The sequence below is a fragment of the Bradyrhizobium centrosematis genome, from assembly GCF_045571495.1.
In the GTDB taxonomy this organism is placed as follows: Bacteria; Pseudomonadota; Alphaproteobacteria; order Rhizobiales; family Xanthobacteraceae; genus Bradyrhizobium; species Bradyrhizobium centrosematis.
The window spans coordinates 5,172,421-5,194,941 of record NZ_CP120703.1 but is presented as its reverse complement, the minus strand read 5'-3'; the positions used below and the strand labels follow the sequence as shown (position 1 = coordinate 5,194,941).

At 63.5% G+C, this 22,521-nt stretch carries 18 protein-coding genes; 10 read left to right on the top strand and 8 right to left on the bottom strand.

Annotated features, from left to right (window positions below; translation table 11 throughout):
* Positions 1-115: 115 nt before the first annotated feature.
* Genes P6U31_RS24890 through P6U31_RS24875 form a run of 4 tightly spaced genes read right to left on the bottom strand, consistent with a single transcriptional unit; the run spans position 116 to position 4,352 of the window.
* Positions 116-1,396 carry an ABC transporter substrate-binding protein gene (locus P6U31_RS24890; RefSeq protein WP_407184408.1) on the bottom strand — a complete coding sequence of 427 codons (1,281 nt, stop codon included), beginning with the start codon at positions 1,394-1,396 and terminating at the stop codon, positions 116-118.
* Between the two features lie 28 nt (positions 1,397-1,424).
* Entirely contained in the window at positions 1,425-2,261 is an 837-nt protein-coding gene (locus P6U31_RS24885; protein WP_407184407.1) for a carbohydrate ABC transporter permease, read from the bottom strand.
* On the bottom strand, positions 2,258-3,205 hold the full coding sequence (locus P6U31_RS24880; protein ID WP_407184406.1) for a carbohydrate ABC transporter permease: 948 nt from the start codon (positions 3,203-3,205) through the stop codon (positions 2,258-2,260). The genes P6U31_RS24885 and P6U31_RS24880 overlap by 4 nt, the downstream gene beginning before the upstream one ends.
* Positions 3,198-4,352 carry an ABC transporter ATP-binding protein gene (locus P6U31_RS24875; RefSeq protein ID WP_407184405.1) on the bottom strand — a complete coding sequence of 385 codons (1,155 nt, stop codon included), beginning with the start codon at positions 4,350-4,352 and terminating at the stop codon, positions 3,198-3,200. Before P6U31_RS24875 ends, P6U31_RS24880 begins: the two co-directional genes overlap by 8 nt.
* A gap of 152 nt (positions 4,353-4,504) precedes the next feature.
* On the opposite strand from P6U31_RS24875, the gene P6U31_RS24870 reads away from it, so the two are divergent.
* From P6U31_RS24870 to P6U31_RS24850, 5 genes are all read left to right on the top strand, one after another.
* A complete protein-coding gene (locus P6U31_RS24870) occupies positions 4,505-5,404 on the top strand; it encodes a LysR substrate-binding domain-containing protein (protein WP_407184404.1) in 900 nt (299 codons plus the stop codon).
* Between the two features lie 221 nt (positions 5,405-5,625).
* On the top strand, positions 5,626-6,453 hold the full coding sequence (locus tag P6U31_RS24865; protein ID WP_407184403.1) for a metal-dependent phosphohydrolase: 828 nt from the start codon (positions 5,626-5,628) through the stop codon (positions 6,451-6,453).
* Between the two features lie 110 nt (positions 6,454-6,563).
* Complete coding sequence (locus P6U31_RS24860; protein WP_407184402.1) at positions 6,564-7,457, top strand: alpha/beta fold hydrolase; 894 nt, start codon at positions 6,564-6,566, stop codon at positions 7,455-7,457.
* A 116-nt stretch (positions 7,458-7,573) separates the two neighbouring features.
* On the top strand, positions 7,574-8,200 hold the full coding sequence (folE, locus tag P6U31_RS24855) for a GTP cyclohydrolase I FolE (RefSeq protein ID WP_407184401.1): 627 nt from the start codon (positions 7,574-7,576) through the stop codon (positions 8,198-8,200).
* 135 nt (positions 8,201-8,335) lie between these two features.
* Positions 8,336-8,911, top strand: coding sequence for an HdeD family acid-resistance protein (locus P6U31_RS24850; protein WP_407184400.1), 576 nt, complete (start codon positions 8,336-8,338; stop codon positions 8,909-8,911).
* Between the two features lie 89 nt (positions 8,912-9,000).
* On the opposite strand, the gene P6U31_RS24845 is transcribed toward P6U31_RS24850, so the two are convergent.
* Positions 9,001-10,533, bottom strand: a complete 1,533-nt coding sequence (locus P6U31_RS24845; protein WP_407184399.1) for a M81 family metallopeptidase — start codon at positions 10,531-10,533, stop codon at positions 9,001-9,003.
* A 197-nt stretch (positions 10,534-10,730) separates the two neighbouring features.
* Here P6U31_RS24845 and P6U31_RS24840 point away from each other — a divergent pair, with 197 nt between their 5' ends.
* Both P6U31_RS24840 and P6U31_RS24835 read left to right on the top strand, forming a co-directional pair.
* Entirely contained in the window at positions 10,731-11,942 is a 1,212-nt protein-coding gene (locus tag P6U31_RS24840; protein ID WP_407184398.1) for an ABC transporter substrate-binding protein, read from the top strand.
* Positions 11,943-12,153: 211 nt separating this feature from the next.
* A complete protein-coding gene (locus P6U31_RS24835; protein ID WP_407184397.1) occupies positions 12,154-13,365 on the top strand; it encodes an acyl-CoA dehydrogenase family protein in 1,212 nt (403 codons plus the stop codon).
* A 60-nt stretch (positions 13,366-13,425) separates the two neighbouring features.
* Here P6U31_RS24835 and P6U31_RS24830 read toward each other — a convergent pair whose 3' ends face one another.
* Both P6U31_RS24830 and P6U31_RS24825 read right to left on the bottom strand, forming a co-directional pair.
* Positions 13,426-14,439: a helix-turn-helix domain-containing protein gene (locus tag P6U31_RS24830; RefSeq protein ID WP_407184396.1), complete on the bottom strand. Its 1,014-nt coding sequence runs from the start codon at positions 14,437-14,439 to the stop codon at positions 13,426-13,428.
* Positions 14,427-14,732: a hypothetical protein gene (locus P6U31_RS24825; RefSeq protein ID WP_407184395.1), complete on the bottom strand. Its 306-nt coding sequence runs from the start codon at positions 14,730-14,732 to the stop codon at positions 14,427-14,429. Before P6U31_RS24825 ends, P6U31_RS24830 begins: the two co-directional genes overlap by 13 nt.
* Positions 14,733-15,124: 392 nt before the next feature.
* On the opposite strand from P6U31_RS24825, the gene P6U31_RS24820 reads away from it, so the two are divergent.
* The 3 genes from P6U31_RS24820 to P6U31_RS24810 all read left to right on the top strand — a co-directional run bounded on the left by P6U31_RS24820 (position 15,125) and on the right by P6U31_RS24810 (position 20,362).
* The gene (locus P6U31_RS24820) at positions 15,125-17,098 is read left to right on the top strand and encodes a cache domain-containing protein (RefSeq protein ID WP_407184394.1); all 1,974 of its coding nucleotides are present in this window, start codon (positions 15,125-15,127) and stop codon (positions 17,096-17,098) included.
* A gap of 282 nt (positions 17,099-17,380) precedes the next feature.
* Positions 17,381-19,306: a diguanylate cyclase gene (locus tag P6U31_RS24815; protein ID WP_407184393.1), complete on the top strand. Its 1,926-nt coding sequence runs from the start codon at positions 17,381-17,383 to the stop codon at positions 19,304-19,306.
* A gap of 192 nt (positions 19,307-19,498) precedes the next feature.
* Positions 19,499-20,362, top strand: coding sequence for a L,D-transpeptidase (locus tag P6U31_RS24810; RefSeq protein ID WP_407184392.1), 864 nt, complete (start codon positions 19,499-19,501; stop codon positions 20,360-20,362).
* Positions 20,363-20,573: 211 nt separating this feature from the next.
* Here P6U31_RS24810 and P6U31_RS24805 read toward each other — a convergent pair whose 3' ends face one another.
* On the bottom strand, positions 20,574-22,313 hold the full coding sequence (locus P6U31_RS24805; protein ID WP_407184391.1) for a methyl-accepting chemotaxis protein: 1,740 nt from the start codon (positions 22,311-22,313) through the stop codon (positions 20,574-20,576).
* Positions 22,314-22,521 lie beyond the last annotated feature (208 nt).

Below are 22,521 nucleotides of genomic sequence, written 5' to 3'. Positions count from 1 at the left end.
CCTAAAGCGGGCGTCTCGAAGGATGCCCGCAGGGGAAAGCTCTCAACTGCAATAGCCCTGCGTCACTAGGGCACGGGGCACTGGTGGCGCCCCGTGCCGACGGATGTGAGGATGCTCAGCGCGCTGCGCCGGTGGTCTTTGGCAGCAGCTTCTGCACGTCCGTCGTCATGTCGGCGAGAACGGCTTCGGGCTCCCTCGCGCGGGCCCCGGAGATGATCGCGTTGAGATGATCCTTGATCACGTCGGTGATCTTCAGGCCGTTGTCGCCGGGGAAGGCGTACCACTTCGTCAGCAGCGCGAGCTGGCTGACGGCAGTGTAGTTGTTGGGGTTCTTGACGTAGAAGTCCTTCAGATAGACTTCGTTGGCCACCTTGTTGGGCGGCATGTAGCCGGTCGTTTCGGCCATGATCGCGGCGCCCTTGGGTCCGGTCCAGAACTTCACCGCTTCCCAGGCTGCGTCGCGCTTGGCCTTGTCCTTGGCGAGGATCATCACGACGTTGCCGCCGGCCGGCAGCCTGCCGTTCGGGGCGGCGACGTCCGGGAACGGGATCGTCTTCAACGCGAACTTGCCGCCGGTCATCTGCGTGACCTTGTTGAGGTCCGATGTCGAGGTGACGTGAAAGCCGGTCTTGCCGGCCGCGAACGCCGCGCGCATCGACGGCTGGTCGAGGTTGGGCATGCCCCCCTCGTTGACGAGCCGCGCGATCATGTTGATGGCGAACTTGCCTTCCGCCCCGTCGAAGGCGACCTTGGTCTCGTCGGCATTGAGCATGGTGCCGCCGCGCGCGAACACCGGGGCTTGCCACAGCCAGTTGCCGGTGATGTCCCAGGCATAGGTGACGCCGTTGGTGTCGTTGCCGAGCGCCTTGATCTTCTTGGCGAGCGTGAGCAGCTCGTCCCAGCTCTTCGGCAAATTGTCCACGTCGCCGCCGGCCTGCTTCACGAGGTCGAGATTGACGTAGACGATCGGCAGCGAGATCGCGAAGGGAAGGGCGTAGACTTTGCCGCTGGCGGTGCCGATGTCGTACATCGCCTGGTGGAAGCCCTGCTTGTCGAAATCCTTTTCGGCCGCGATGTAGCCGTCGAGCGCGGCAGGGATGTTCTTGTCGACCAGGACGCGGATGCGGTTCAAGCCCTGGAAGGACACGTCCGGCATCTGATTGGTGACGGCTTCGCGCAGCACCTTCTGGGTGCCGTCCTCGTAGGATTCGTAAGGCGCCCGCATGGTGACCTTGATCTCCGGGTGCACCTTGGCGAATTCCTCGGCGATGCGCTTGTGCGTCTCGGTGAACAGCTCCGGATAGGGATACTGCATCACGATCTCGGTCTGGGTCTGCGCCAGCGCAGAGCCGGCCGCAAGCGACAGAGCCGCCGCGGCGATGATGGACTTCAGCATGAATAACTCCCTGTTTGAGGTGACGCGGTTACTTGATCCCGGTGAGGGTGATGCCCTCGATGAAGCGACGCTGGGCAAAGAGGAAGGCGATGACGAGCGGCGCGATGATCACCATCGCCGCGGCCATCATCGGGCCATAGCTGGTGCCGGCCTCGTTGTTGCGGAAATGCGCGACCGCGAGCGGCGGCGTACGCAATTGCTCGCTATTGAGCACGATCAGCGGCCAGAAATAGTCGTTCCAATGCGCCACCACGGAGAAGATGCCGAAGGCGGTGACCGCCGGGATCGCGGCCGGCAGCATCACCCGCCAGACGATGCCGAATTCGGAGATGCCGTCCATGCGCGCGGCATCGACGAGATCGTCCGGCACGGTCTTGAAGAACTGGCGCATCAGGAAGATGCCGAACACCGAGATCGTGAAGGGCAGGACCAGCGCGGCATAGCTGTCGAGGAGTCCGATCTTGTGCAGCAGCAGGAAGACCGGGATCGCGGTCGCCTGCGGCGGGATCAGGATCCCGAACAGAACCAGGGCAAACAGCGTCTCGCGGCCGTGGAAGCGAAGTTTCGCCAGCGCGTAGGCTGCCGGCAGCGCCACCATCACCTGCAGCACGAAGATCGAGACCGTGACGATGACGCCGTTGAGCAGGAAGCGCAGGAGATTGGCCTTGGCGAAGGCTTCGCGCAGGTTCTCCACCAGCGCGAACCGGTAGGGGATCAGGTGCAGCTCGCTGGAGAAGACCTCGGTCTGCGGCTTGGATGCGGTCGAGATCATCCAGATGAAGGGGGCGAGCATGAGCGCGGCACCCGCGATCAGAAGCACGTGGCGGAGGATCGCGCGGAACGGGATGGGTTGCGCGTTGCTCATGTGTAGTGCACGCCGCGATCGGCGAGCCTCGACTTGATGATGGTGAGCGCGAGAACGAAGACCAGGAAGACGACGGTGATTGCGGCGGCGTAGCCTGAGCGGAAGAACTCGAACCCTTCCGTGTACATGGTGTGGATCAGGACCTCGGTGGATTTGGACGGGCCGCCTTTGGTCAGGACATGCACGGTATCGAACACCTGGAAGGAGCGGATGCCGGAGATGACGACGACGAAGGTCGTGACCGGTCCGAGCATCGGCCAAGTCACGAGGCGGAAGCGTGCCCAGCCGCTCGAGGCGCCGTCGATCTCGGCCGCTTCGTAGAGCTGCTTGGGGATGGAAACGAGGCCGGCAAGAAACAGCACCATGTTGAAGCCGACGGTCTGCCAGATGCCGATTGCGCACAGCGCGTAGAGGGCGGTGCTGCGGTCCTGCAGCCAGGCGAAGGCCGGCAGGCCCGCGCTGCGCAACAGCCCGTTCACCAGGCCGAATTGCGGATGCAGCATGAATTCCCACACCACCGCCATGGCGATCAGGGTCGCCATCACGGGCAGAAAATAGATCGTCCGGTAGAGGCTGCGCAGGCTGGTGCCGCTCTGGATCAAAAGCGCGATCGCAAGGCCTGCGATCACGGCGCCGGGCACCACGATCACGACATAGGTCAGCGTGTTGCGCAGCGCGATCCAGAACACCTTGTCGGCGAACAGGTCCTGGTAGTTCGCAAGCCCGATCCAGGAGAAATGCGGCGCGCCGAGCTGATAATCGGTGAAGGAGAGGGCGATCACGCCGGCGAGCGGACCGAGTAGCATGACCAGCATGAGTGCGGCGGCTGGCGTCACCAGGGCGTAAGCGGAGTATATGCGCCGGCTGCCATGAGCCGGCAACGCCCGCTTCGCGACGCCGGCCGGAACGATCGCCGCGTCAATGGTCATGGAGCCGTCAGACATGGGCGGGCTCACGGTTGCGCCCGGCCGCCTGCTCGAGGCTGAGCGCGATCCGCTTCCCGACCGGATCGAAAACCCGCACCGCGTCGGGCGCGAAGTCGAACGCGACCGGACTGCCCATCGCAGGCAGCTGCCTGACATCGGCAAGTCGCGCGATCAGGCGCACCCCGGCGCCTTCGATCGCAAGGTGCACGAAGGCTTCCGCGCCGAGGTTTTCCAGATGGACGACGCTGCCTGAGAATGGCCCCGCGCCCAGCTCGATCCGCTCCGGGCGCACGCCGACACGGCAGTCGCCCGCGGGCACGCCACACGCAAGTCGCAGAGCGGTCCCCAGCACGTCGATGCCGCCGTCCTTCCGGATCCGGCCAGGCAGGATGTTGATCTTGGGGCTGCCGATGAATTCGGCAACACGGATGTCGCCGGGCTCGTTGTAGATCTGCGAAGGCGTGCCGGCCTGAATCAGCTCACCGGCCATCATGACGGCGATCCGGCTCGACATCGTCATCGCCTCGGCCTGGTCGTGCGTGACATAGATGAACGTTGTCTTGAGACGGCGGTGCAGCTCGGCGAGTTCGGCGCGCATATGGACACGCAGCTTCGCGTCGAGATTGGAGAGCGGTTCGTCGAACAGAAACGCGCGGGGCTCGCGCACCATGGCGCGTCCGACAGCGACGCGTTGTCGCTGTCCGCCGGACAATTGCCCGGGCTTGCGCCGCAGCAATGGCGCGATATCGAGCTGCTCAGCGATGGCTGTGATGTCGGCGCGGATGCCGCGTTCCTTCGCGCGCCGGCCCGGCAGCAACGGGCCGAGCAGCGGCAGCCGCTCGATCGCCGAGAGGCGCCGCATCCGCAACGGCACCGCGATGTTGTCGAAGGTATTCAAATGCGGATAGAGCGCGTAGGACTGAAAGACCATCGCGAGGTTGCGCGCGCTTGGGCGAATGCCGTCGACGGGGCCGCCGTCGATGCGCACCTGCCCGGAATTCTGCGGCTCCAGCCCAGCGATGATCCGCAGCAGGGTCGACTTGCCGCAGCCGGAAGGACCGACCAGCGAGATGAACTCGCCGTCCTCGATCCGGAAATCGATGCCTTTCAGGACGTCGGCCCCGTCGAAGGATTTGCGGATTGCGGAAAGCTCGATTTGCGCCATTCGCGCTGGTCCCCTGCTGCCTGTCGCGGCGCACGAGGAGTTAAGGAGCGCATCTGACATTCACATTACGGTCAATGGCATTGCTTATGCTGACCAAAGGTTTTGCTTTTGCGGCGTCCTGAAGCAGGGATGTCGGTTTTGGAGTTCTTGTCGTGGCATTGACGTCGTCGCGTGTCCGGGCGGTCAACGCGGTGTTCGACACCGGCAGCTTTGCTGCCGCAGCCAGGAAACTGGGAGTGTCGCAGCCTGCCGTTGCACAGCTGGTGCGCGATCTGGAGGCCGAGTTCGCCGTTGCGCTGTTCGACCGCCACGGACAGAACCTGATCCCGACACCGCTGTGCCGGCGACTCTACGCCGCGACCAACCGTATGCAGGCGCTCGAGGCGGATGCGCAGGCCATCCTCGAGCAGCGCGATGAGCTGACGGGGGGCGAGCTTCGCATCGGGCTCGGCAACGCCATGCCGGGGATGGCGTTGATTGCGGCCTTTCGCAACCTGTATCCGAAGATCCAGATCAACATCGAGATCGGAAGCTGGTCGGCGATCATGGCGGCGGTGGTCGATCAACGCGTCGACATCGCCGTGCTGCCGGAGGTGCCACAGGACAACCGCTTCCGTCGCGAGCCCTGCGTGCAACAGCGCGTCGTCGCGATCTGCCATCCCGTTCACGACCTCAGTCGGGAATCGCGCGTCTCCGCCGTCAGCCTGATGCAATATCCGCTGGTGTTTCGAACCCGGGATTCGGCGACCCAGCGTGCCGTGGACAGGGCGTTTCGCGCCGTCAATCTGCGCGTTAGCCCGGCGATCGTCGTCAACACGCGCGAGGGAATGCTGGAGGCGGTCGCCAACCGGCTCGGCGTCGGCTTCGTCTGGGAGCACGGTTCGAGCCGTATCGATCGCATCGCCAAGGTGGCGATCACGGAAATCGAGACGGAATCCCCCGAATATATCTTCTCGCTGGCCGGCAAACGCGCCAAGCTGGTCGAGCTGTTCTATCTGGCCAGAAGCCTGGCGCGCCCGGCGGGTGGCGCCGACATCCTGTCCGCACCGTAAGGCGACAGGCAGGCTCGGACCCTTCCCGCGCAATCGCCCTTAGGCTGCGGCGAAGCATGACCACAACCGCGATGTTGCGCAGCGGGAATGTAACATATTTACGAATTTTTGCTACCCAATTTGGTCAGCCGGCCCAAGATGGGCTATGCTGGCACTGCGTCGAGAGCAACAGAGACGTCGGGAGATGGCATGGGACACCAGCGGCGGACGGGGCTGCGTCCATGATAACATTACCGAGACTGGCGGCTGAATCCCTCGAGGAATTCCTCGGTAAGTTCATGCGTCGCCGGTACGATGAGACTTCTGCCAGTATCGTCGAGAGCGCGACCCGTACCGCGATGGAATGCATCGGCAACAGCGATGCGCTCTATCACAATATCGAGCATACGATGCTGGTGACGCTGGCGGCCCAGGCAATCCTTCGCGGCCGAAGCCTTCATACCCATCTGTCGGCCGAGGATTACGTCCACGTCCTGATCGCCTGCCTCGCCCACGACATCGGCTATGTCCGCGGGCTGTTCGAGGAGGACGATGCCGACGGCTTCGTCATCGACGCCGCCGACACCAAGATCTCACTGCCGCGCGGTGCATCCGACGCGAGCCTGATGATGTATCATGTCGATCGCTCGAAGCTGTATGTGACGCGGCGGCTGCGGCATATTCCCGGAGTCGATCCCGAGCGCGTCGCCCGTGCCATCGAGGGCACGCGCTTTCCGGCCCGCCAAGGACAGGAATACGATGACGAGGCTTCGATCCTGCGCGCCGCCGACTTCATCGGCCAGCTCGGCGATCCCAACTATCTGCGCAAGGCCAACGCGCTTTATTACGAGTTTGAAGAGGTCGGCATGAATCGCCAGCTCGGCTACGATTCGCCGGCCGATATCGTAAACCGCTATCCACAGTTCTACTGGAACAGCGTCGCACCGCACATCCAGACCGAGATCGGCTATCTCAACAAGACCGAGATCGGCCGGCAGTGGATCGCCAATCTCTACAGCAACGTGTTCCGCGCCGAGCGCGACATCTCGCTGTCCGGCCCGCAGAAGTAAGCCTCATAGCCCGCATGGAGCGGGGGGGCATGCGGGGACGCCTGCCTCCGCGGATTCCGGATTGCGCTCCGCTCCATCTGGGCTCCGAGCCCCAACTCCGTGAGAAAATCATGCAACAAAGCACCGTCACCACGGACATCCTCGACATCGCCTATCGCGAATATGGCGCGCCCGACGGCTGGCCCTGCATCATGGGCCACGGCTTCCCCTACGACGTGAACGCTTATGCCGAAACAGCGCCGATCCTTGCAGCGGCCGGCGCGCGCGTCCTCGTGCCCTGGCTGCGCGGCTATGGACCGACGCGTTTTCGCAGCGCTTCGACCTTGCGCTCCGGGGAGCAGGCGGCGCTCGGCGCCGATCTCTTGGCCTTCATGGATGTGCTCGGCATCGAGCGCGCGGTGGTCGGCGGCTATGACTGGGGCGGGCGCGCGGCCTGCGTGGTGGCCGCGCTCCATCCGGAGCGCGTCATCGGTCTCGTCTCCGGCAATTCCTACAACATCCAGAACATCGCCCGATCCATGGAGCCGGCCTCGCCGCCGGAGGAGGCCGCGCTCTGGTACCAATATCTCTTCCACAACGAGCGCGGCCGCCGCGCGCTGGAGCGTAACCGGCGCGGCTTTGCCCGCCAGCTCTGGGCGATGTGGTCGCCGAAATGGGTGTTCGACGATGCGACGTTCGAGAACAGCGCGGCGTCCTTCGATAATTCTGATTTCGTCGATGTCGTGATCCATTCCTACCGCCACCGCTATGCGCTCGTGGAAGGCGATCCGGCCTATGCGGCCATCGAGGCGAAGCTCGCCGGGCAGCCGCCGATCCGCGTCCCGACCATTGCGATCGATGGCGACAGCGACGGCGTCAATCCCGGCACCGCCCATCACGCCGGCAAGTTCGAGGGCGCATTCGAGCGCCGCGTCTTCATCGATACCGGTCATAATCTGCCGCAGGAGCGGCCCGCCGAATGGGCGCAGGCCGTGATCGACGTAAGGAAAGCGGCTGCGTCATAGGTGGTCCAAGCTCCGTTCCCCAGATTTCCCCGATCTGCGGGAACCTTTTCCGGTTGCAGCCGTCCAAGCTGTGGGCCCGCTTCCATATGCGCGGGCTCGTTGCAGGGAGGGTCTTGATGAAGTCACCAGTGCGCAAGTTGGAACGTGTCGCCGTGGCGCAGGCTCCGGTGGAGCGGCCTGACAGGTCGGAGGTCGAGCAGGCGATCCGGACCATGATCCGCTGGGCCGGCGATGATCCCGCCCGCGACGGTTTGCGCGAGACACCTGATCGCGTGGCACGCGCTTTCGAGGAGTATTTTTCCGGATACGCGCAGGACCCGACCGAAATCCTGCAAAAGACCTTCGAGGAAATCGAAGGCTATGACGAGATGATCGTGCTGCGCGGGGTTCGCTTCGAGAGCCATTGCGAGCACCACATGGCGCCGATCGTCGGCCGCGCCTGGGTCGCCTATATTCCGGAGGGGCGCGTCGTCGGCATCTCGAAGCTTGCGCGCGTGGTGGACGTCTACGCGAAACGGCTCCAGATCCAGGAGAAGATGACCGCCCAGATTGCCAATACCATCAACGACGTGCTCAAGCCCGAGGGCGTCGGGGTCATCATCAAGGCGACTCATCACTGCATGACGACGCGCGGTGCGCACAAGCCCGGGACCGATCTCGTCACCAGCCGCAGGCTGGGTGTGTTCCGCGACAACGCGCTGACGCGCCAGGAACTGCTAGGGCTCGCCAATTCGGACGATTGAGGCCTTCGCTCGCCGCATTCGATCTTGATTTGCGTCAACGTCGCAGCCGGCGAGGACTGCTCTGCTGGCTGTCGTCCCGGTCTGGTGCGTGCTATCGTGGCGCGTGCCCGCGGGCTTCGCATGCAGGAGTGGCTCATGACAAGTGCCTCAGATGCGTCCCATCATCCCAGTCTCGGCTCGGGTATCTCTGCGCTCCACGGCAAATGGGGCTGGATCGTCGCACTCGGCGTCGTTTACCTGATCGCTGGCTTCGTCGCGCTCGGCAGCATGGTGATGGCGACGGTTGCGAGCGTCATCGTGGTCGGCGCGATGATGATCGTCGCCGGCGCGACCGAGGTGATCGGCGCCTTCCAGATGAAGAGCTGGGGGAAATTCTTGATCTGGGCCTTGCTCGGCGTGCTCTACATCATCGCCGGCTTTCTCACTTTCGAGAACCCGCTCTTCGCCGCGGTTCTGCTGACCCTGTTCCTCGGCGCCTCGCTGCTGGCCTCCGGCGCAGTCAGGCTGTTTCTCGCCTTCAGCATGAAGCGGGAAAGCCCGTGGGTCTGGGTGGCGCTGTCGGCCGTCGTCACGCTGCTGCTTGGCCTCTTGATCCTGGCGCGCTGGCCGGTGAACAGCGTCTACATCCTCGGCCTGTTCCTCGGCATCGACCTGATCATGGCGGGCGCGGGCTGGGTCAGCCTTGGTCTCAGCCTGAAGCGGCGCGGCTGAACCCTCCGGCGAGGTGCGCGCTGCCAAAGCGCGATCAGATTGGGATGGATCGTGATCGCGCTTCGGGCTCTACGCATGACCTTGCCGGATCATGCTTTGGCAGACCAATCCAGCGGCAACTCGTCGAGCGGCCAGATCGGGCGGCGCACCCTGCGATAAGTGAGGGTCGTGTAGTCATTCGTGGCAAGGCCGCCGCTGTCGGCCAGGATCACCTCCTTGGCCATCGGCCCGAAAGCGGCGCGGAAGTGGTGGGCGGACTTGACCGCGACGACCCGAAACTGCGCCGGCTCCGCACCGAGAATTCGGAACATTTCTTGATCATAGGTCTGCAGCGTGTTGGTCGACAGCGCGATCGAGATGCCGTTCACCTCGAGCAAGGCCGACGGACCGAGCGTCATGGGCTGACCGGCATTCATCGGTCCCTCGCAGACGAAGGCACCATCCGACAGCGCGGCGACGCGTCCGGCCAGCGTGAGTGGCGGCCCGTAGCTGGCGGGATCGCGCTTGGCGCCGACGACGATTTCGAGGCTGGCCCCGAGACCTGCGGCATGACAGCGGGCGGCGGCTTCGGGATCGCCGAGGACGCCGAGCAGCACGCCTTTGACGTTGGCGTTCAGCAGCGCCTCCAACAGGCGGACGCCGTCGCCATAGGCGCCTGAACCCGGGTTGTCGCTGTAGTCGGAAATCACGAAGGGGCGGGTATCGGCGAGATCGGCTGCGGCCGCCGCGGCAAGCCTGGTCGCGGTCGGCAAATCATGCACTGCGACGGTGACCTCGGCGCGGCGACGGTAGATCTCGTCATAGAGCGCGGCCGCAGCCTGCCGCGCCGCCGTCTCGGCGGCGTTGTGCGAGGCATCGTAGGTCACCTGCACGCTGGGGCCGACCTCGGCAATGTCCGAGCGGCTGAAGCCCGCGCAGACGTCGACCGACAACAGGCCGGGCGTTCGGGCCTCCATGTCCGCCGCGCGCGTCAAGAGATCGCTCATCACGCCGCCTTGGGTTCGTCCGTGATTGCAACCGTCGAGCAGCGGTCCCTGCAGGTGGACGACCTTCGGACGGATCTTGCCGTCCATCGCCGATTGCAGCAGATCGGCCGCGCGGAGCGCCGTCTCGTATTGGTCGATATGCGGATAGGTCCGGTAGGGCAGCATGATGTTGGCCAGCCGGCCCATGCGTTCGGTGACGTTGGCGTGCAGGTCGAGCGTCACCGCGATCGGGATCGTCTCGCCGAGCCGCTTGCGCAATCCTTCCAGCAGCGCACCCTCGGCATCCTCGTCGGTCTCGGTCACCATTGCGCCGTGCAAGGCGAGGATGACGCCGTCGAGCGGTCCCGTCTCGCAAGCCTCGTAGAGGAGGCGTTGCAGTTCGGCCCAGCAGCCGGCCGTCACCTTGCCTGATGGCGTGGCCGAGGCTGCAATCGGCTGCACCAGGGTCCAGCCGTAGCGTTTGGCCGCAGCCAGATGCCCGGCGATCTCCATTTTGGTCGCGCCGAGCGCGGGGGCTATCTCGGCTCCCAGGAGAAACAACCGCTTGCGATAGTCATCGAGCGTGGTCGGAACGATCGAGAACGTGTTGGTCTCGTGGGCGATCTGCGCGGAGAGCACACGTCGCGTCTGGCTCATGGGGGCTCCTTGTTGTTCATGGAAGCCGCGCCCGGTCTCGCGCCCTCACGAGGCATTTCGCTAGCATCGAATCGGGCTGCACGACCAGCCGCTTGACGCAAGACCGCCATGCAGGACTCCGCTGATCTGACGCGCTGACAAATAGCAGCACGCGGCGCGGCTCGTCTCGCGCGGACGATGATCATCGGGGAGGAACCATGAAAGCTGCCTTGGTCCTGGCCGCGGCGCTGGCTGCCGCCTGCATGCCGACGTCTGTCTCCGCGCAGAAATCCTACGGCCCTGGTGTCAGCGACACCGAGATCAAGATCGGCAACACCATGCCCTATAGCGGGCCGGCCTCGCCGCTCAGCATCACGGGCAGGGTCATTGCGGCCTATTTCGACGAGGTCAACGAGAAGGGCGGGGTCAACGGGCGTAAGCTCAATCTGATCTCGCTCGACGACGCGTTCTCGCCGCCCAAGACCATGGAGGCGGCGCGGCGCCTCGTCGAGGGCGAGGGCGTTGCCTTCATCTTCGCCACCATGGGCACCGCGCCGAGTTCGGCGATCGCAAAGTACCTGAACAGCAACAAGGTGCCGCAGCTCTTCCTGATCAGCTCGGCCTCGAAGTGGAACGATCCCGCCAACATGCCGTGGTCGATCGCGCTGCCCTGGGCGCCGAACTACACCAGCGAGGCCGCGATCGACGTCGCCTATGCCCGCGCCAAGAACCCGAATGCGCGCTTTGCGGTGCTCTATCAGAACGACGATGCCGGCAAGGAATATCTGCGCGGCGTCAAGGAAGCCCTCGGCACTGAGGCCGACAAGGCGATCGCGATGGCGTCGAGCTTCGAGGTCGCCGACCCCACCGTCGATTCCCAGGTGCTGACGCTGGCGAGCACCAAGGCCGATGTCTTCATGATCTATTCGGTGACGCCGCGCGCCTGCGCGCAGGCGATCCGGAAAGCTCATGAGGTCGGCTGGCAGCCGACGCGCTTCCTCGCCTCGGGCTGTGCCAACAAGGCGACAGTGATGGTGCCGGCGGGGCTCGATGCCGGCAAGGGCGTGCTCTCGCTCGGCTCGCTCAAGCCGTTCGTCGAGACGCCGAAGGACGATCCGGCGATGACCGCCTATATCGAATTCATGAAGAAGCGCCTGCCCAATGCCGACGTCAACAACGTCGCCGGCCTCTACGGCTACACCGTCGCCGAGGCGCTGGTCGTGCTGCTGAAGCAGTGCAAGGACAATTTGACGCGCGAGAACATCATGGCGCAGGCCGCGAACCTGAAGAACGTGCCGCTGTCGCTCCTGATGCCCGGCATCACCCTCAACACCACGCCGCAGGATTTCCGCCCGATCAAGGACGGCTATATGCTGCAATTCGACGGCAACGATTGGGTGGTGGCGAGCGAGCTCTTGAAGGGGACGTGAGGGGCGGCGCGGCTGTCGCGGTTGATACGGCGCATCCTTCGAGACGCCCGCTTCCGCGGGCTCCTCAGGATGAGGGCGGAGTGAGCGGCGATAGCTCCAACAGGCGCGAATGCCGCTTAGCCTCACCCTGAGGAGACCGCGCAGCGGTCGTCTCGAAGGGCGAGGCGTTGCACTCCACTGCCGCCTATGGCCAGGTGAACAGGAGACCACCATGGACTTTCAGCACTCCGCCCGTTCGCTGGAGCTTCAGGAGCGCGTCCGGCAGTTCATGCGGACGCATGTCGAGCCGGTCGAGGATCTCTATTACGAGCAGGTGAAGCCGGAAGCTGCGCGCTACCGGACGCCGCCTGTGCTGCAGGAGTTGAAGCGGCTGGCGCGCGAGCAGGGCCTCTGGAACCTGTTCCTGTCCGGCGAGCACGGGCCGGGCCTTTCCAATCTCGAATATGCGCCCGTGAAGGAGATCATGGGCCGCATCCTCTGGGCGCCCGAAGTCTTCAACTGCTCCGCGCCCGATGTCGGCAACATGGAGGTGCTGGCAAACTACGGCACCAAGGCGCAGCAGGATCGCTGGCTGAAGCCGCTGCTGGAGGGGCGCATCCGCTCCGGTTTCTCGATGACGGAGCCGCAGGTCGCCTCCAGCGACGCCACCAACATCCAATGCGCCATCAAGCGCGACGGCAACGACTACGTCATCAACGGCCGGAAATGGTTCACGTCAGGCGCGATGAACGAGGATTGCGAAATCCTGATCGTCATGGGCAAGACTGCGCCCGACGATCCCGACCGCCACCGCCAGCAATCCATGATCCTGGTACCCAGGAACACGCCGGGCGTGCACATCGTTCGCGACATGCTGACCTACGGCTATGACGACGCCCCGGTCGGCCACCCCGAGATTTCTTACGAGGACGTTCGCGTGCCCGCCGAGAACATCCTGCTCGGCGAAGGCCGCGGCTTCGAGATTGCGCAAGGCCGGCTTGGTCCCGGCCGCATCCACCATTGCATGCGGCTGATCGGCTGCGCCCAGCGTGCGCTGGAATTGATGTGCCAGCGCGCGGTGTCGCGGGTCGCCTTCGGCAGGCCGCTCGCCGAGCAAGGCTCGGTGCGCGAGGACATCGCGCACTCATTCTGCGAGATCGCGCAGGCCCGGCTGCTCACGCTGCAGGCCGCCGACAAGATGGACCGCGAGGGCAACAAGGCCGCGCGCGACCTGATCGCGGCGGCCAAGATCGTGGTGCCCAGCATGGCCGCCCGTGTCATCGACCGCGCCATCCAGATCCACGGCGCCGCCGGCGTCTCGCAGGACACCTTCCTCGCGCGTGCTTACGTCTACGCCCGCTTCATCCGCATCGGCGACGGCCCGGACCAGGTGCATCTGGCGGCGGTGGGGAAGGAGTTGATCAGGCGGGGCGGGGTGATGTGACAGGTCTTTGGCGCGGCTTCAGCCGACCGAGTCAGAAAGATAAAGAACCAACGCGTCGGATTAGCGAAACGATCTATATCGTCGAGCTTGCATGAGCGTCTCTGAGGGAAATTCACCGAACTCAAGTTTGTAGAGTCGGGAGAAATCTCCCATGTGCCAGAAGCCGTGGGCGCCGGCGATCGCCTTCACGTTCGTTGATGGGTAGCCTCTCGCCAACTCACAACGAACCATCCAAAGCCGCCTCGTGCGTATGTATTTGTGCAGCGAGATGCCATGTACGGTCGCCATGGCAGTTTGCAGCGTTCGCACCGAGGTGCCAAGAGCAAGGGCTAGATCGTCACTGTACAGCGAGGCGCTGGGCGATTCTTGGATGAGCGCGTCGACTTGGCTCACGTACTTGCGGTGACGATCGTGCGATCTCGGGCGCGCTCGTATCGCGTCCGATTTGATCAGGATGTTGTCCAATGCGGCGTAGAGGGTTTCCTGCATGTCAGCCGCCTGTCTCGCAAAGTCTGCCGAAGCCAAGCAGGTAGAGGCCCGCTGGGCGATATGCCAAAGCACGCGCTGAAGATCATGGATCTGTTGAGCACCGGCGCACAGCAAACCTATTCCTCGCTCGAAGTCCGGCCATCCTCTCGTCTGCATTGCCGTACTGATGCGCACGAGCGCGTAACTGTTAGGATGCGGTTCACGCACGCGACAGGGCATAATTCCGCGCATAAGGACGATTCCATCACTCCCAACCAGTTGCCCGTTCAAGGTGTGACAGTGATCGCGAGACATGGGGATAACCAAGCCGCAGGTCTCCGCGCCGAGATCGCCTTCGGATTCACGAGCAAAAGACCGCTGCAGCACCACGCGGCATTCGGGCAAGGCCAGGGCCGCGCGGCTGATGGAGGCTGATGCTGGATCCAACGCCACGGTTTTTGAAGCGCCGAGAATGCCGACTGGGCGAAATTCTTCGATGTTCTTGAAATGATCGATACGGAGAACCGATGATGCCCTTAATTCGCGAGCATAATCGGGGTTGCCGATCCGATCTTGAGGTCTGTCGAGAGAGCCTAGAAGAGGCATGGTCGTAAGGCGCTGACTTTATCGCGCGCCTCTTCAATCAACGAGCTCAGCGCAGCCGACTGCTCGATCAGCTCTGCCGTCGCCGGCACGTCCCTGTAGTCATTCAACACAATTCGGATACACTTGTTCGCCACGTCGAGCGCGTTCAGAGTGCGCGACATGTCGGCCCGGCTGCTGAGATGAGAGGTATCTAGCCTGTTCAAGGCTTCTTGAATCCCCCTGAGCCGTTCCAGGGCCGGATGACGGTCCTCCCGATCTCGATTTCGCCGGGGGAGGGATACCACGTTGGACATGCAGATCCCTCGCCGGGTGAGCTACTTCGTCGATCAATGCGAAGTATGATGCATATCATTCAATATTTGACGGTCAATTGCCGCGACTATCGGATTTCGGCCAAGTTGTAGTCGGTCCGGTAATTAGCTGCCTGCGGTTCTCATGATTCCGTCGCAATACGACGTGCCGCGGGCATATGTTGATCTAGGTCAAGCCTGGCTGGATTTATTTTATCGCCGCGTTGTGCTTTCGCGAGTCGTTGCAGACCCGGTGGACTACCGAGGTCAGTCTCATTTGCCGAAATTCGATATCTGCTTTAACGCGACCGATACTGCACTCCATTAAGAGTCGTCGGGCCGTCGGCGCGGCTGCTCGGTAAGACGGCATATCCCAGATGAACGGAGATGTGCGCATGAACCTGCGCTTCTCGATCAAGCTTCGCATCTACGCAATTATCGGGCTGAGCTTCTGCGGATTGCTTGGTCTCGGCGGCGTCCAAGTGAGTAATCTCGCTACGGCTCTGCGAGAGCAGCGTCAGGGAGAGCTGAGCCATCTGGTGGAAGCAGCGCTGAGCATCGTGAAGGCCGAATACGATGGTGCGGCGCGCAATAAAACGTCAGATGACGCGGCCCGCCAACGTGCCGCCGAGCAGATCGGTCGTCTGCGTTATGGCAATGGCGATTACTTCTGGATCAACGATCTCACGCCGCGCATGGTCATGCATCCGATCAAGCCGGAGCTGAACGGCCAGGATCTGGCTGACAACAAGGACCCGACGGGTAAGCGACTGTTTGTCGATTTTGTCGACACAGTGAGGCGCCAGGGCTCGGGATTCGTCGAGTACCACTGGCCGAAGCCGGGCAAAGACACTCCACAGCCAAAATTGTCCTACGTTACCGGCTTCGCGCCGTGGGGTTGGGTGATCGGCAGCGGAGTGTATATCGACGACTTGGAGGCGCAAGTCTGGACCAGCGCTCGGAACGTAATCATCGCGGCCTTATCCGTAATCGTACTGCTTGGCGCGATCACGCTCGTGATCGCACGGCGGATGTCATCGGCGCTGTCGTCCATGACCTCAGCGCTGCTCGCGCTTGGAGCCGGGCAGTTTGACATCGAATTACCGGGCCTCGATCGTTCCGACGAGCTCGGCGAAATGGCGCGTTCCATCGCCCAATTCAAGATCAGGGCCGCCGAGAAGGCCCGCGAGGAGGCCTTGGCCGAGGAGCAGCGGCGAGTGCATGCCGAACAGGTCAAGGCGACGGCGCTCAGGGAGATGGCCGAGACCGTCGAGCGAGAGACCAATACAGCGGTTGGCGAGGTCGCTGACGGCACCGCGCGGATGGCGGGCAACGCCACCTCCATGAACGAAACGGCGCGGACGCTTGGCCAGAATTCAAGCAGCGTCGCGGCCGCAGCAGAAGAGGCGCTTGCCAATGCGCAAACAGTGGCGAGAGCGTCTGCGCAGATGGCGGGGTCGATCAGCGAGATTGCCACGAAAGTCTCGTCCTCCCGAGAGCTGACGCGGCAAGCGGTCGCCGCCTCGACAGATGCGCAGGCGACGATAGCGAAGCTGTCGGAGGCCGCGGGGAAGGTCGGGACCGTCACCAATCTGATTAGCGAAATTGCCGAGCAGACCAATCTGCTGGCGCTTAACGCCACGATCGAGGCCGCTCGGGCCGGGATCGCCGGACGCGGCTTCGCCGTAGTCGCATCCGAGGTGAAGTCTCTGGCGGAGCAGACGGCGAAAGCGACCAGCGAGATTTCCCAACAAATCTCGGAGATCCAGGAATCGACCCACGCTTCGGTCCAGTCGATTTGCGCCATTGGGGAGGTCATTCGCAACGTGGAAGTGGTTTCCACTGCGATTGCTGATGCGATCGAGGAGCAGAACGCGACGACGCTGGAGATCTCCCGCACTGTCGAAGAGACTTCGCTGGCTGCCCGCGAAGTGGCGGCTCAGATCGCTTCGGTCTCACGCGAGGCTGCGGAAACAGGCCGCCGCGCTTCGGAAATCCTCGATGGTTCGGTGAATATCGCCAGGAAGGTCGATGTCCTTCGCACGACGCTCGTTCGCGTTATTCGGACATCGACAACGGACGTCGACCGCCGACTCGCGACGCGGATGGATATCCGACGGCCAGGTACGCTTCTGGTGGCCGGTACTCCGTTCAATGTCACTGTTCACGACATCTCCACCGGCGGCGCGCGGCTCGACGACATACCCGTGAGCTGGCCCATCGAAACCCAGGTGCAGCTGAGGATAGAGGGCGCCTCGGCGGCTCTAACCGGCACCATCGCCCGGATCGACGGGCAATCCGCACTGGTGAGGTTCACGCTGGCCGGAGCGGAGCGAAGTGTCGTGGACGAATTGGTTCGTGCCGCCTAGCTCGCGTCACATGAATCACAACGCGATGACCGACATTGCTTCTCCGCACGGCATCGTGCCTGCGGCGTGAACCAGCTCAATCCGGTCGGACACCTGCTCAGCTGGCGTGGAAGGTCGGCCGTTGAGACGAACTCATCCGCCGGCGGTGCTCCTTGCTGAATTCTGACAGAACACTCAAGCAGCCGTTAGCCTAATCCGGCATCTGTTGCCTACTTTTCGAGGCTGTTAGTTCGATCGCAACGTAGGATCACGATCATCATGCCTCGCAATCGAGCAGGTGCGATGGTCCCGATTTCATTACAGCGGTCGATTCACCGCAAGCCGCAGGCGATCGTCGCGGCTTTTCTGGCGGTGATGATGGCCTGTGTCCTGGGCCTCGTGGGTTGGAAAGTCTCTGCCTCCCGGCAGAGCACATTGGACCGAGCAGAGGCGGATCTGTTGAACCTGGCTCGCTCATTATCGCAGCATGCATCGAACACGATCAAGGCTCCAGACGTCGCGATGGCAGGAATGGTGGACCTGCTCAAATTCCAGAACCCGTTGCCCGAAAGGTTCAACGCTTATCTGCAAGATGCGACCCGGGCGATGCCGCAGATTCAGTTCTTCGCGGTTCTCAATTCAGACGGGAGCTGGCGCTACTCCTCGGTGACATCGCTGCCGAGCCATAACAACGGGGACAGGCCCTATTTCGCTCATCATCGGGATAATCCGGGCTCGGAGTTGCTGATCAGTGGCCCGGTCGAGTCCCGCCTCACCGGCAGGCCTGTGATCATTTTATCGAAACGGATCAGCAGTCCCGCTGGCGATTTCGCTGGCGTCCTTGTGGGCACGATCGAATGTGAGTTCTTCAACGCATTTTACAGCGGATTTTCTGTCGGGACCGAGGGTGGTATCAGCCTCCTCTTGAAGGACGGCACCGTGTTGGCGCGTTGGCCCGTGCAAACCACGCTGCGTAAGGTTGCGGACAATCTGTCTTTCGAGAAGCGTGTCAGCGAAAGCATGGCCGGGTTCGAAATCGTCACCTCACCCTTCGACGGCAGGCAAAAATACCTGGCGTTCGAGCAGGGGCCGGAATATCCGGTTGTCGTGACGATAGCGCGTTCAGAGCAGCAGGTCCTGGAGCATTGGAGAAGGGACCTGGCGTCTGACGCTCTCATCGCCGGCCTCCTGGTCGCGGGTGTCGTGGGAATGGCGGCGCTCTTGAACGCTCAATTCCGCTTTCGGACGAAACTCGAACAATTTCTCCGCGAGAGGGAAGCCAGGGTTCGGCTGCTCACCGACAATATAGCTGATATCGTCGTCGTCATGGACCGTAAGGGATGCCTTCGCTATGTCTCGCCCTCGGTCGCGGCCGTGCTGGGAATGGACGAGAACGCTTTCCTCGGGCGTAACTGTCTCGAGATGGTCCACGAGGATGACCGCAACAAGATCGTAGCTGCGAGCCGAAGACTGAGGGAAGCCGGCGGCTGCCCATCGGTCCAATTCCGGATGCGCCGAGCCGATGGTGATGCGATTTGGTTGGAATGTCGCTTCAGGGTCGCCGAGCAGTCCCCTGGGCAAGATCTAGAAGTCGTGGGCGTGCTCCGGGAAATCACGGAGCAGAAGAAGCTGGAGGACGAATTGTCGTCAGCCAACCTCAAGCTGACGCAGCTCGCTGCGACGGACGGACTGACGCGGCTTGCAAACCGGCGCAGCTTCGATGCGTTCCTGCGAGACGCATTTGTCAAGCACTCGCAGATTTCAGTGCTTCTCATCGATATCGACTACTTCAAGGGCTTCAATGATGCTCTGGGGCACCAGGCTGGCGATGGATGCTTGAAGCAGATTGCGCAAATCATCGGTAGCGCGACTGTCAGCACGGGAAGTCTATCGGCAAGGTACGGCGGCGAGGAATTCGCCATGGTGCTGCCCGGTGTGAGTGAAGATAAAGCAGTCAGGGTGGCCGAGGCTATCCGGCTGTTGGTCTCCAGGTTGAACATCTATCATCCGCGATCACCGCGGAAGCGCGTGACCATAAGCATTGGAGTCGCGGAGACGAGCGCGACCACAATTGATGAATTCGCGCTTACGCGGGATGCTGACATAGCGCTGTATCGGGCGAAAGAACGCGGAAGAGACTGCATAGTTGCCGCTTCATCGCTGGTTTCAGAGGGGCTGGAGATCGCTTCTCTGATCCCATCAATGGCGGATGTCGAGCAGGCTTCGTAAGCAAGACAAGCGGGGCGTTATCGGTACTTGGTCGTCACAGGACCTCCGAGCCAATGCGTCATGCGCAGCCGCCTCGCTGAACAAGCGTCCGGCGTTAACCATCGCGCCTGGTTCCGGTCTGGACCAGATCGCTTCGAAGTTTCTTAAATTTTGCTGGGTACCTGTCTTGGGCACAGTAACCTGAGGAGTGACATGGGTAAGCGGGCCAAACGTGGAAAGGCAGAGGCGCTCGCACTCCCGATGGCCGCGAGAGTTGCGATTGGCGCCGTCGCCGTCGCGGCTTTGGGGTACGGTTTGCTGTCTGGCCCGAGCGTGCAACTGGTGCGGACGCCCGCGCGGGAAGCCCGGGCATCGTCAACTCCGGTTTACGTGGCGGCTCCGGCTCACGCACCGGCGCCAGCTCCGGCTCCGGTCCCGATTCCGGCCCCGGCGCCCCTGGTCGAGCCACCAAAAGCCGATGCTGACGCTCCCGGCGCATTGGTGCGGCAGGTGGTTGACTACGCCAGCCACCAGGCGCCGGGCACGGTGATCATCGATACCGGGAACACATTCCTCTATTTCGTCCTGAACGACAGGCAGGCGATGCGCTACGGCATCGGTGTCGGCCGCGAGGGGTTCACATGGTCCGGCGAGCAGACCGTGGCGCGCAAGGCCGAATGGCCGGATTGGCATCCGCCGGCCGAGATGGTCTCGCGCCAGCCTTATCTGCCGCGGTTCATGGCCGGCGGTCCCGGCAATCCGCTCGGTGCGCGCGCGATGTATCTTGGCGAGACCGAATATCGAATCCACGGTACCAACAAGCCCGACACTATCGGCAAGCGGGTCTCGTCCGGCTGTATCCGGCTGACCAACGAGGACGTCGTCGATCTCTACGAGCGGGTGAAGGTCGGAGCGAAGGTGATCGTGCTTCCGCCGACCGCTGCCCGCAAGCCGTCCCAGGGAGCGCCGTCCGACGCCGCGTCCCGATCGCCGGACCCGGTACCGCCATCGAACCGGCCCGCGGCAGCCAACGCGCAGATGCCATCCTCGGGACCGAAGATTGCCGAGGCCCGGTAAGACCTGGGTGGGAAAGGCCGTGCGCCGCATGGATGACATCATGCCGGTGTTTTGCCCGACACGGCAAACTCACCTAGCGGAATCCGCAAGCCGTCGCAGCGGCAGCTAACTCATTGATTCCGTTGGTGCCGGCTACTGTGCATGGGGTTGTTTTCGCGTTTTTTTGGTCGAGCGGCCGTAGCGACGGTCTCCTGGGCCGCCGTCCACGCAGTTAGGCCGTCTTGGCGATGCGGCCGTCTGCCGATCCCGCGCGCAGGTTCTGGAAGAACTTCTCCATCTCGCGCGACAGCGTATCGGCGGTCTCGGTCAGGCTGCTGGCGGCCGTCAGCACCGAGGCTGCCGCCGTATCGGTCTTGCCGATGGCATCGCGCAGCGAGGTGATGTTGGCGACCAGCGTCTCGTTGCCTTCAGCGGCGCTTTGCGCGTTTGACGAGATCTCGCGCGTGGCGGCGTCCTGCTGACTGACGGCGCCGGCGATCGCCGAGGTGACCTCGTTGATCTCGCGCACCGCGCCGCCGATCTCGCGCACGGCATCGACCGCGTTGCGGGTCGAGGCCTGGATCATCGCGACGTTCTCGCTGATCTCGGCGGTGGCTTTGGCGGTCTGGCCCGCGAGCGCCTTCACTTCATGAGCGACCACGGCAAAGCCGCGGCCGGCATCGCCAGCGCGCGCGGCTTCGATGGTGGCATTGAGGGCGAGCAGGTTGGTCTGCTCGGCGATTGCCTGGATTAGGTTGAGCACGCCGTCGATGCGCTGCGTGGCCGCGGCAAGGCTCTCGATCTCGGAGATCGACTTCTCGGTGCGCTGGCCGGTCTGCTCGACTGCGCCGGCGCTCTGGCGGACCTGGCGGCCGATCTCGACCACCGAGGCCGACAGTTCCTCGGCCGCGCCCGCCACCGCCGTGACGTTGTGTGAGGCCTGCTCGGTGGCGTTCGCCGCCGTTCCGGCGCGGCTGGAGGCATCCGCGGTGACGCGGGTGATGGTCTGCGCGGTCTCGCGCATGACCGAGGCGTTGTCGCTGAGGCCGCGCATGATCGCGCCGACCGCCTCGCGAAACTGCTCGACCGATCGTTCGATGTGACGGGCGCGCTCCTCGCGCGCAGCGGAGTCCTGCGAGACCTGCGCGGCCAGATTGCGGTTGCGGCCCATGGCGTCCTGGAAGACCTGGATCGCGCGGGCGAGCGCGCCGATCTCGTCGGCGCGGTCGGCGTGGGGCACCGCGACGTCCTCGGCGCCGTCCGCGACCTGCTTGATGGTGGCGGTGATCGCGGCGAGCGGCCGGGCGACCGAGCGGGCGATGATGACGATGCCGATCACGACGAGGGCCAGCGCCACACCACCGAGGCAGGTCAGCACGAAGGACAATTCGCGATTGGTTTCGGCCTGCTGCGCGATCTGCCTGGCGCGCTCGGCATAGACCTTGGACAGCGCCTCGAGATCCTTGTTCAGCGCTGAGCGCACGGCGCGGTTGGCGTCGTTGTCGCCCCATTCGCGGCCCGCCGCCGCATTGATCTCGACACCGCGGCGCACCAGCTCCTTGCGGAACTCGACGAACTGCTCGATGCGCTTCTTGAAGGTCGCGAACTGCTCGGCATCGTCGGCCTTGACGATGGTCTCCCAGCGCTTCACGACGTCGAGGATCTGGGCGTTGAACTTGAGCAGGCCCTCGCCGTATTTCTTCACCACGGCGGGCTCGGTCGACATGTAGACGCCGCGCGATTCCATCACGACCGCATAGACCAGCGAGTTGACGCGCTCGACATTCAGCGCGGCGGCGTTCGCCGTCTCGATCACGCTGGTCAGCTCGGCGCTGCGGCGGCTGTTGTAGTCGGACAGCAGGGCGATCGCCGCCGTGAGCAGCGCGAACAGCGCGAAGATCGCGTAGAGCTTGGTCGCAAGCGTGAAGCGGCCTGCCGGCTTGGCGGCATTCCCAGATCGAGCTGATGTCATGGTTGTTCAGGGGCCCGGAATGGCCTGAAACGGCCGGTGAGCGGGGTTCAGGTAAAATTGATGCAAAACTATGCAGAACGAAGGTGGACGCGGCGTTAACGCGGGTCTTTGGCGCCGCCGCCCCTGGGCCAAGGAAAGCCAAGTCATTTCAGCGTCTTGATCCCAAGGTTTAGTTTCAGGATAGTCTTGGACTCGGCCGCTGGCCGAG

Coding starts and splice junctions, on each gene's coding strand:
- P6U31_RS24890 (WP_407184408.1), bottom strand. CDS start 1,396: ATGCTGAAGTCCATCATCGCCGCGGCGGCTCTGTCGCTTGCGGCCGGC.
- P6U31_RS24885 (WP_407184407.1), bottom strand. CDS start 2,261: ATGAGCAACGCGCAACCCATCCCGTTCCGCGCGATCCTCCGCCACGTG.
- P6U31_RS24880 (WP_407184406.1), bottom strand. CDS start 3,205: ATGTCTGACGGCTCCATGACCATTGACGCGGCGATCGTTCCGGCCGGC.
- P6U31_RS24875 (WP_407184405.1), bottom strand. CDS start 4,352: ATGGCGCAAATCGAGCTTTCCGCAATCCGCAAATCCTTCGACGGGGCC.
- P6U31_RS24865 (WP_407184403.1), top strand. CDS start 5,626: ATGATAACATTACCGAGACTGGCGGCTGAATCCCTCGAGGAATTCCTC.
- P6U31_RS24860 (WP_407184402.1), top strand. CDS start 6,564: ATGCAACAAAGCACCGTCACCACGGACATCCTCGACATCGCCTATCGC.
- folE (WP_407184401.1), top strand. CDS start 7,574: ATGAAGTCACCAGTGCGCAAGTTGGAACGTGTCGCCGTGGCGCAGGCT.
- P6U31_RS24850 (WP_407184400.1), top strand. CDS start 8,336: ATGACAAGTGCCTCAGATGCGTCCCATCATCCCAGTCTCGGCTCGGGT.
- P6U31_RS24845 (WP_407184399.1), bottom strand. CDS start 10,533: ATGAGCCAGACGCGACGTGTGCTCTCCGCGCAGATCGCCCACGAGACC.
- P6U31_RS24840 (WP_407184398.1), top strand. CDS start 10,731: ATGAAAGCTGCCTTGGTCCTGGCCGCGGCGCTGGCTGCCGCCTGCATG.
- P6U31_RS24835 (WP_407184397.1), top strand. CDS start 12,154: ATGGACTTTCAGCACTCCGCCCGTTCGCTGGAGCTTCAGGAGCGCGTC.
- P6U31_RS24830 (WP_407184396.1), bottom strand. CDS start 14,439: ATGCCTCTTCTAGGCTCTCTCGACAGACCTCAAGATCGGATCGGCAAC.
- P6U31_RS24825 (WP_407184395.1), bottom strand. CDS start 14,732: ATGTCCAACGTGGTATCCCTCCCCCGGCGAAATCGAGATCGGGAGGAC.
- P6U31_RS24820 (WP_407184394.1), top strand. CDS start 15,125: ATGAACCTGCGCTTCTCGATCAAGCTTCGCATCTACGCAATTATCGGG.
- P6U31_RS24815 (WP_407184393.1), top strand. CDS start 17,381: ATGGTCCCGATTTCATTACAGCGGTCGATTCACCGCAAGCCGCAGGCG.
- P6U31_RS24810 (WP_407184392.1), top strand. CDS start 19,499: ATGGGTAAGCGGGCCAAACGTGGAAAGGCAGAGGCGCTCGCACTCCCG.
- P6U31_RS24805 (WP_407184391.1), bottom strand. CDS start 22,313: ATGACATCAGCTCGATCTGGGAATGCCGCCAAGCCGGCAGGCCGCTTC.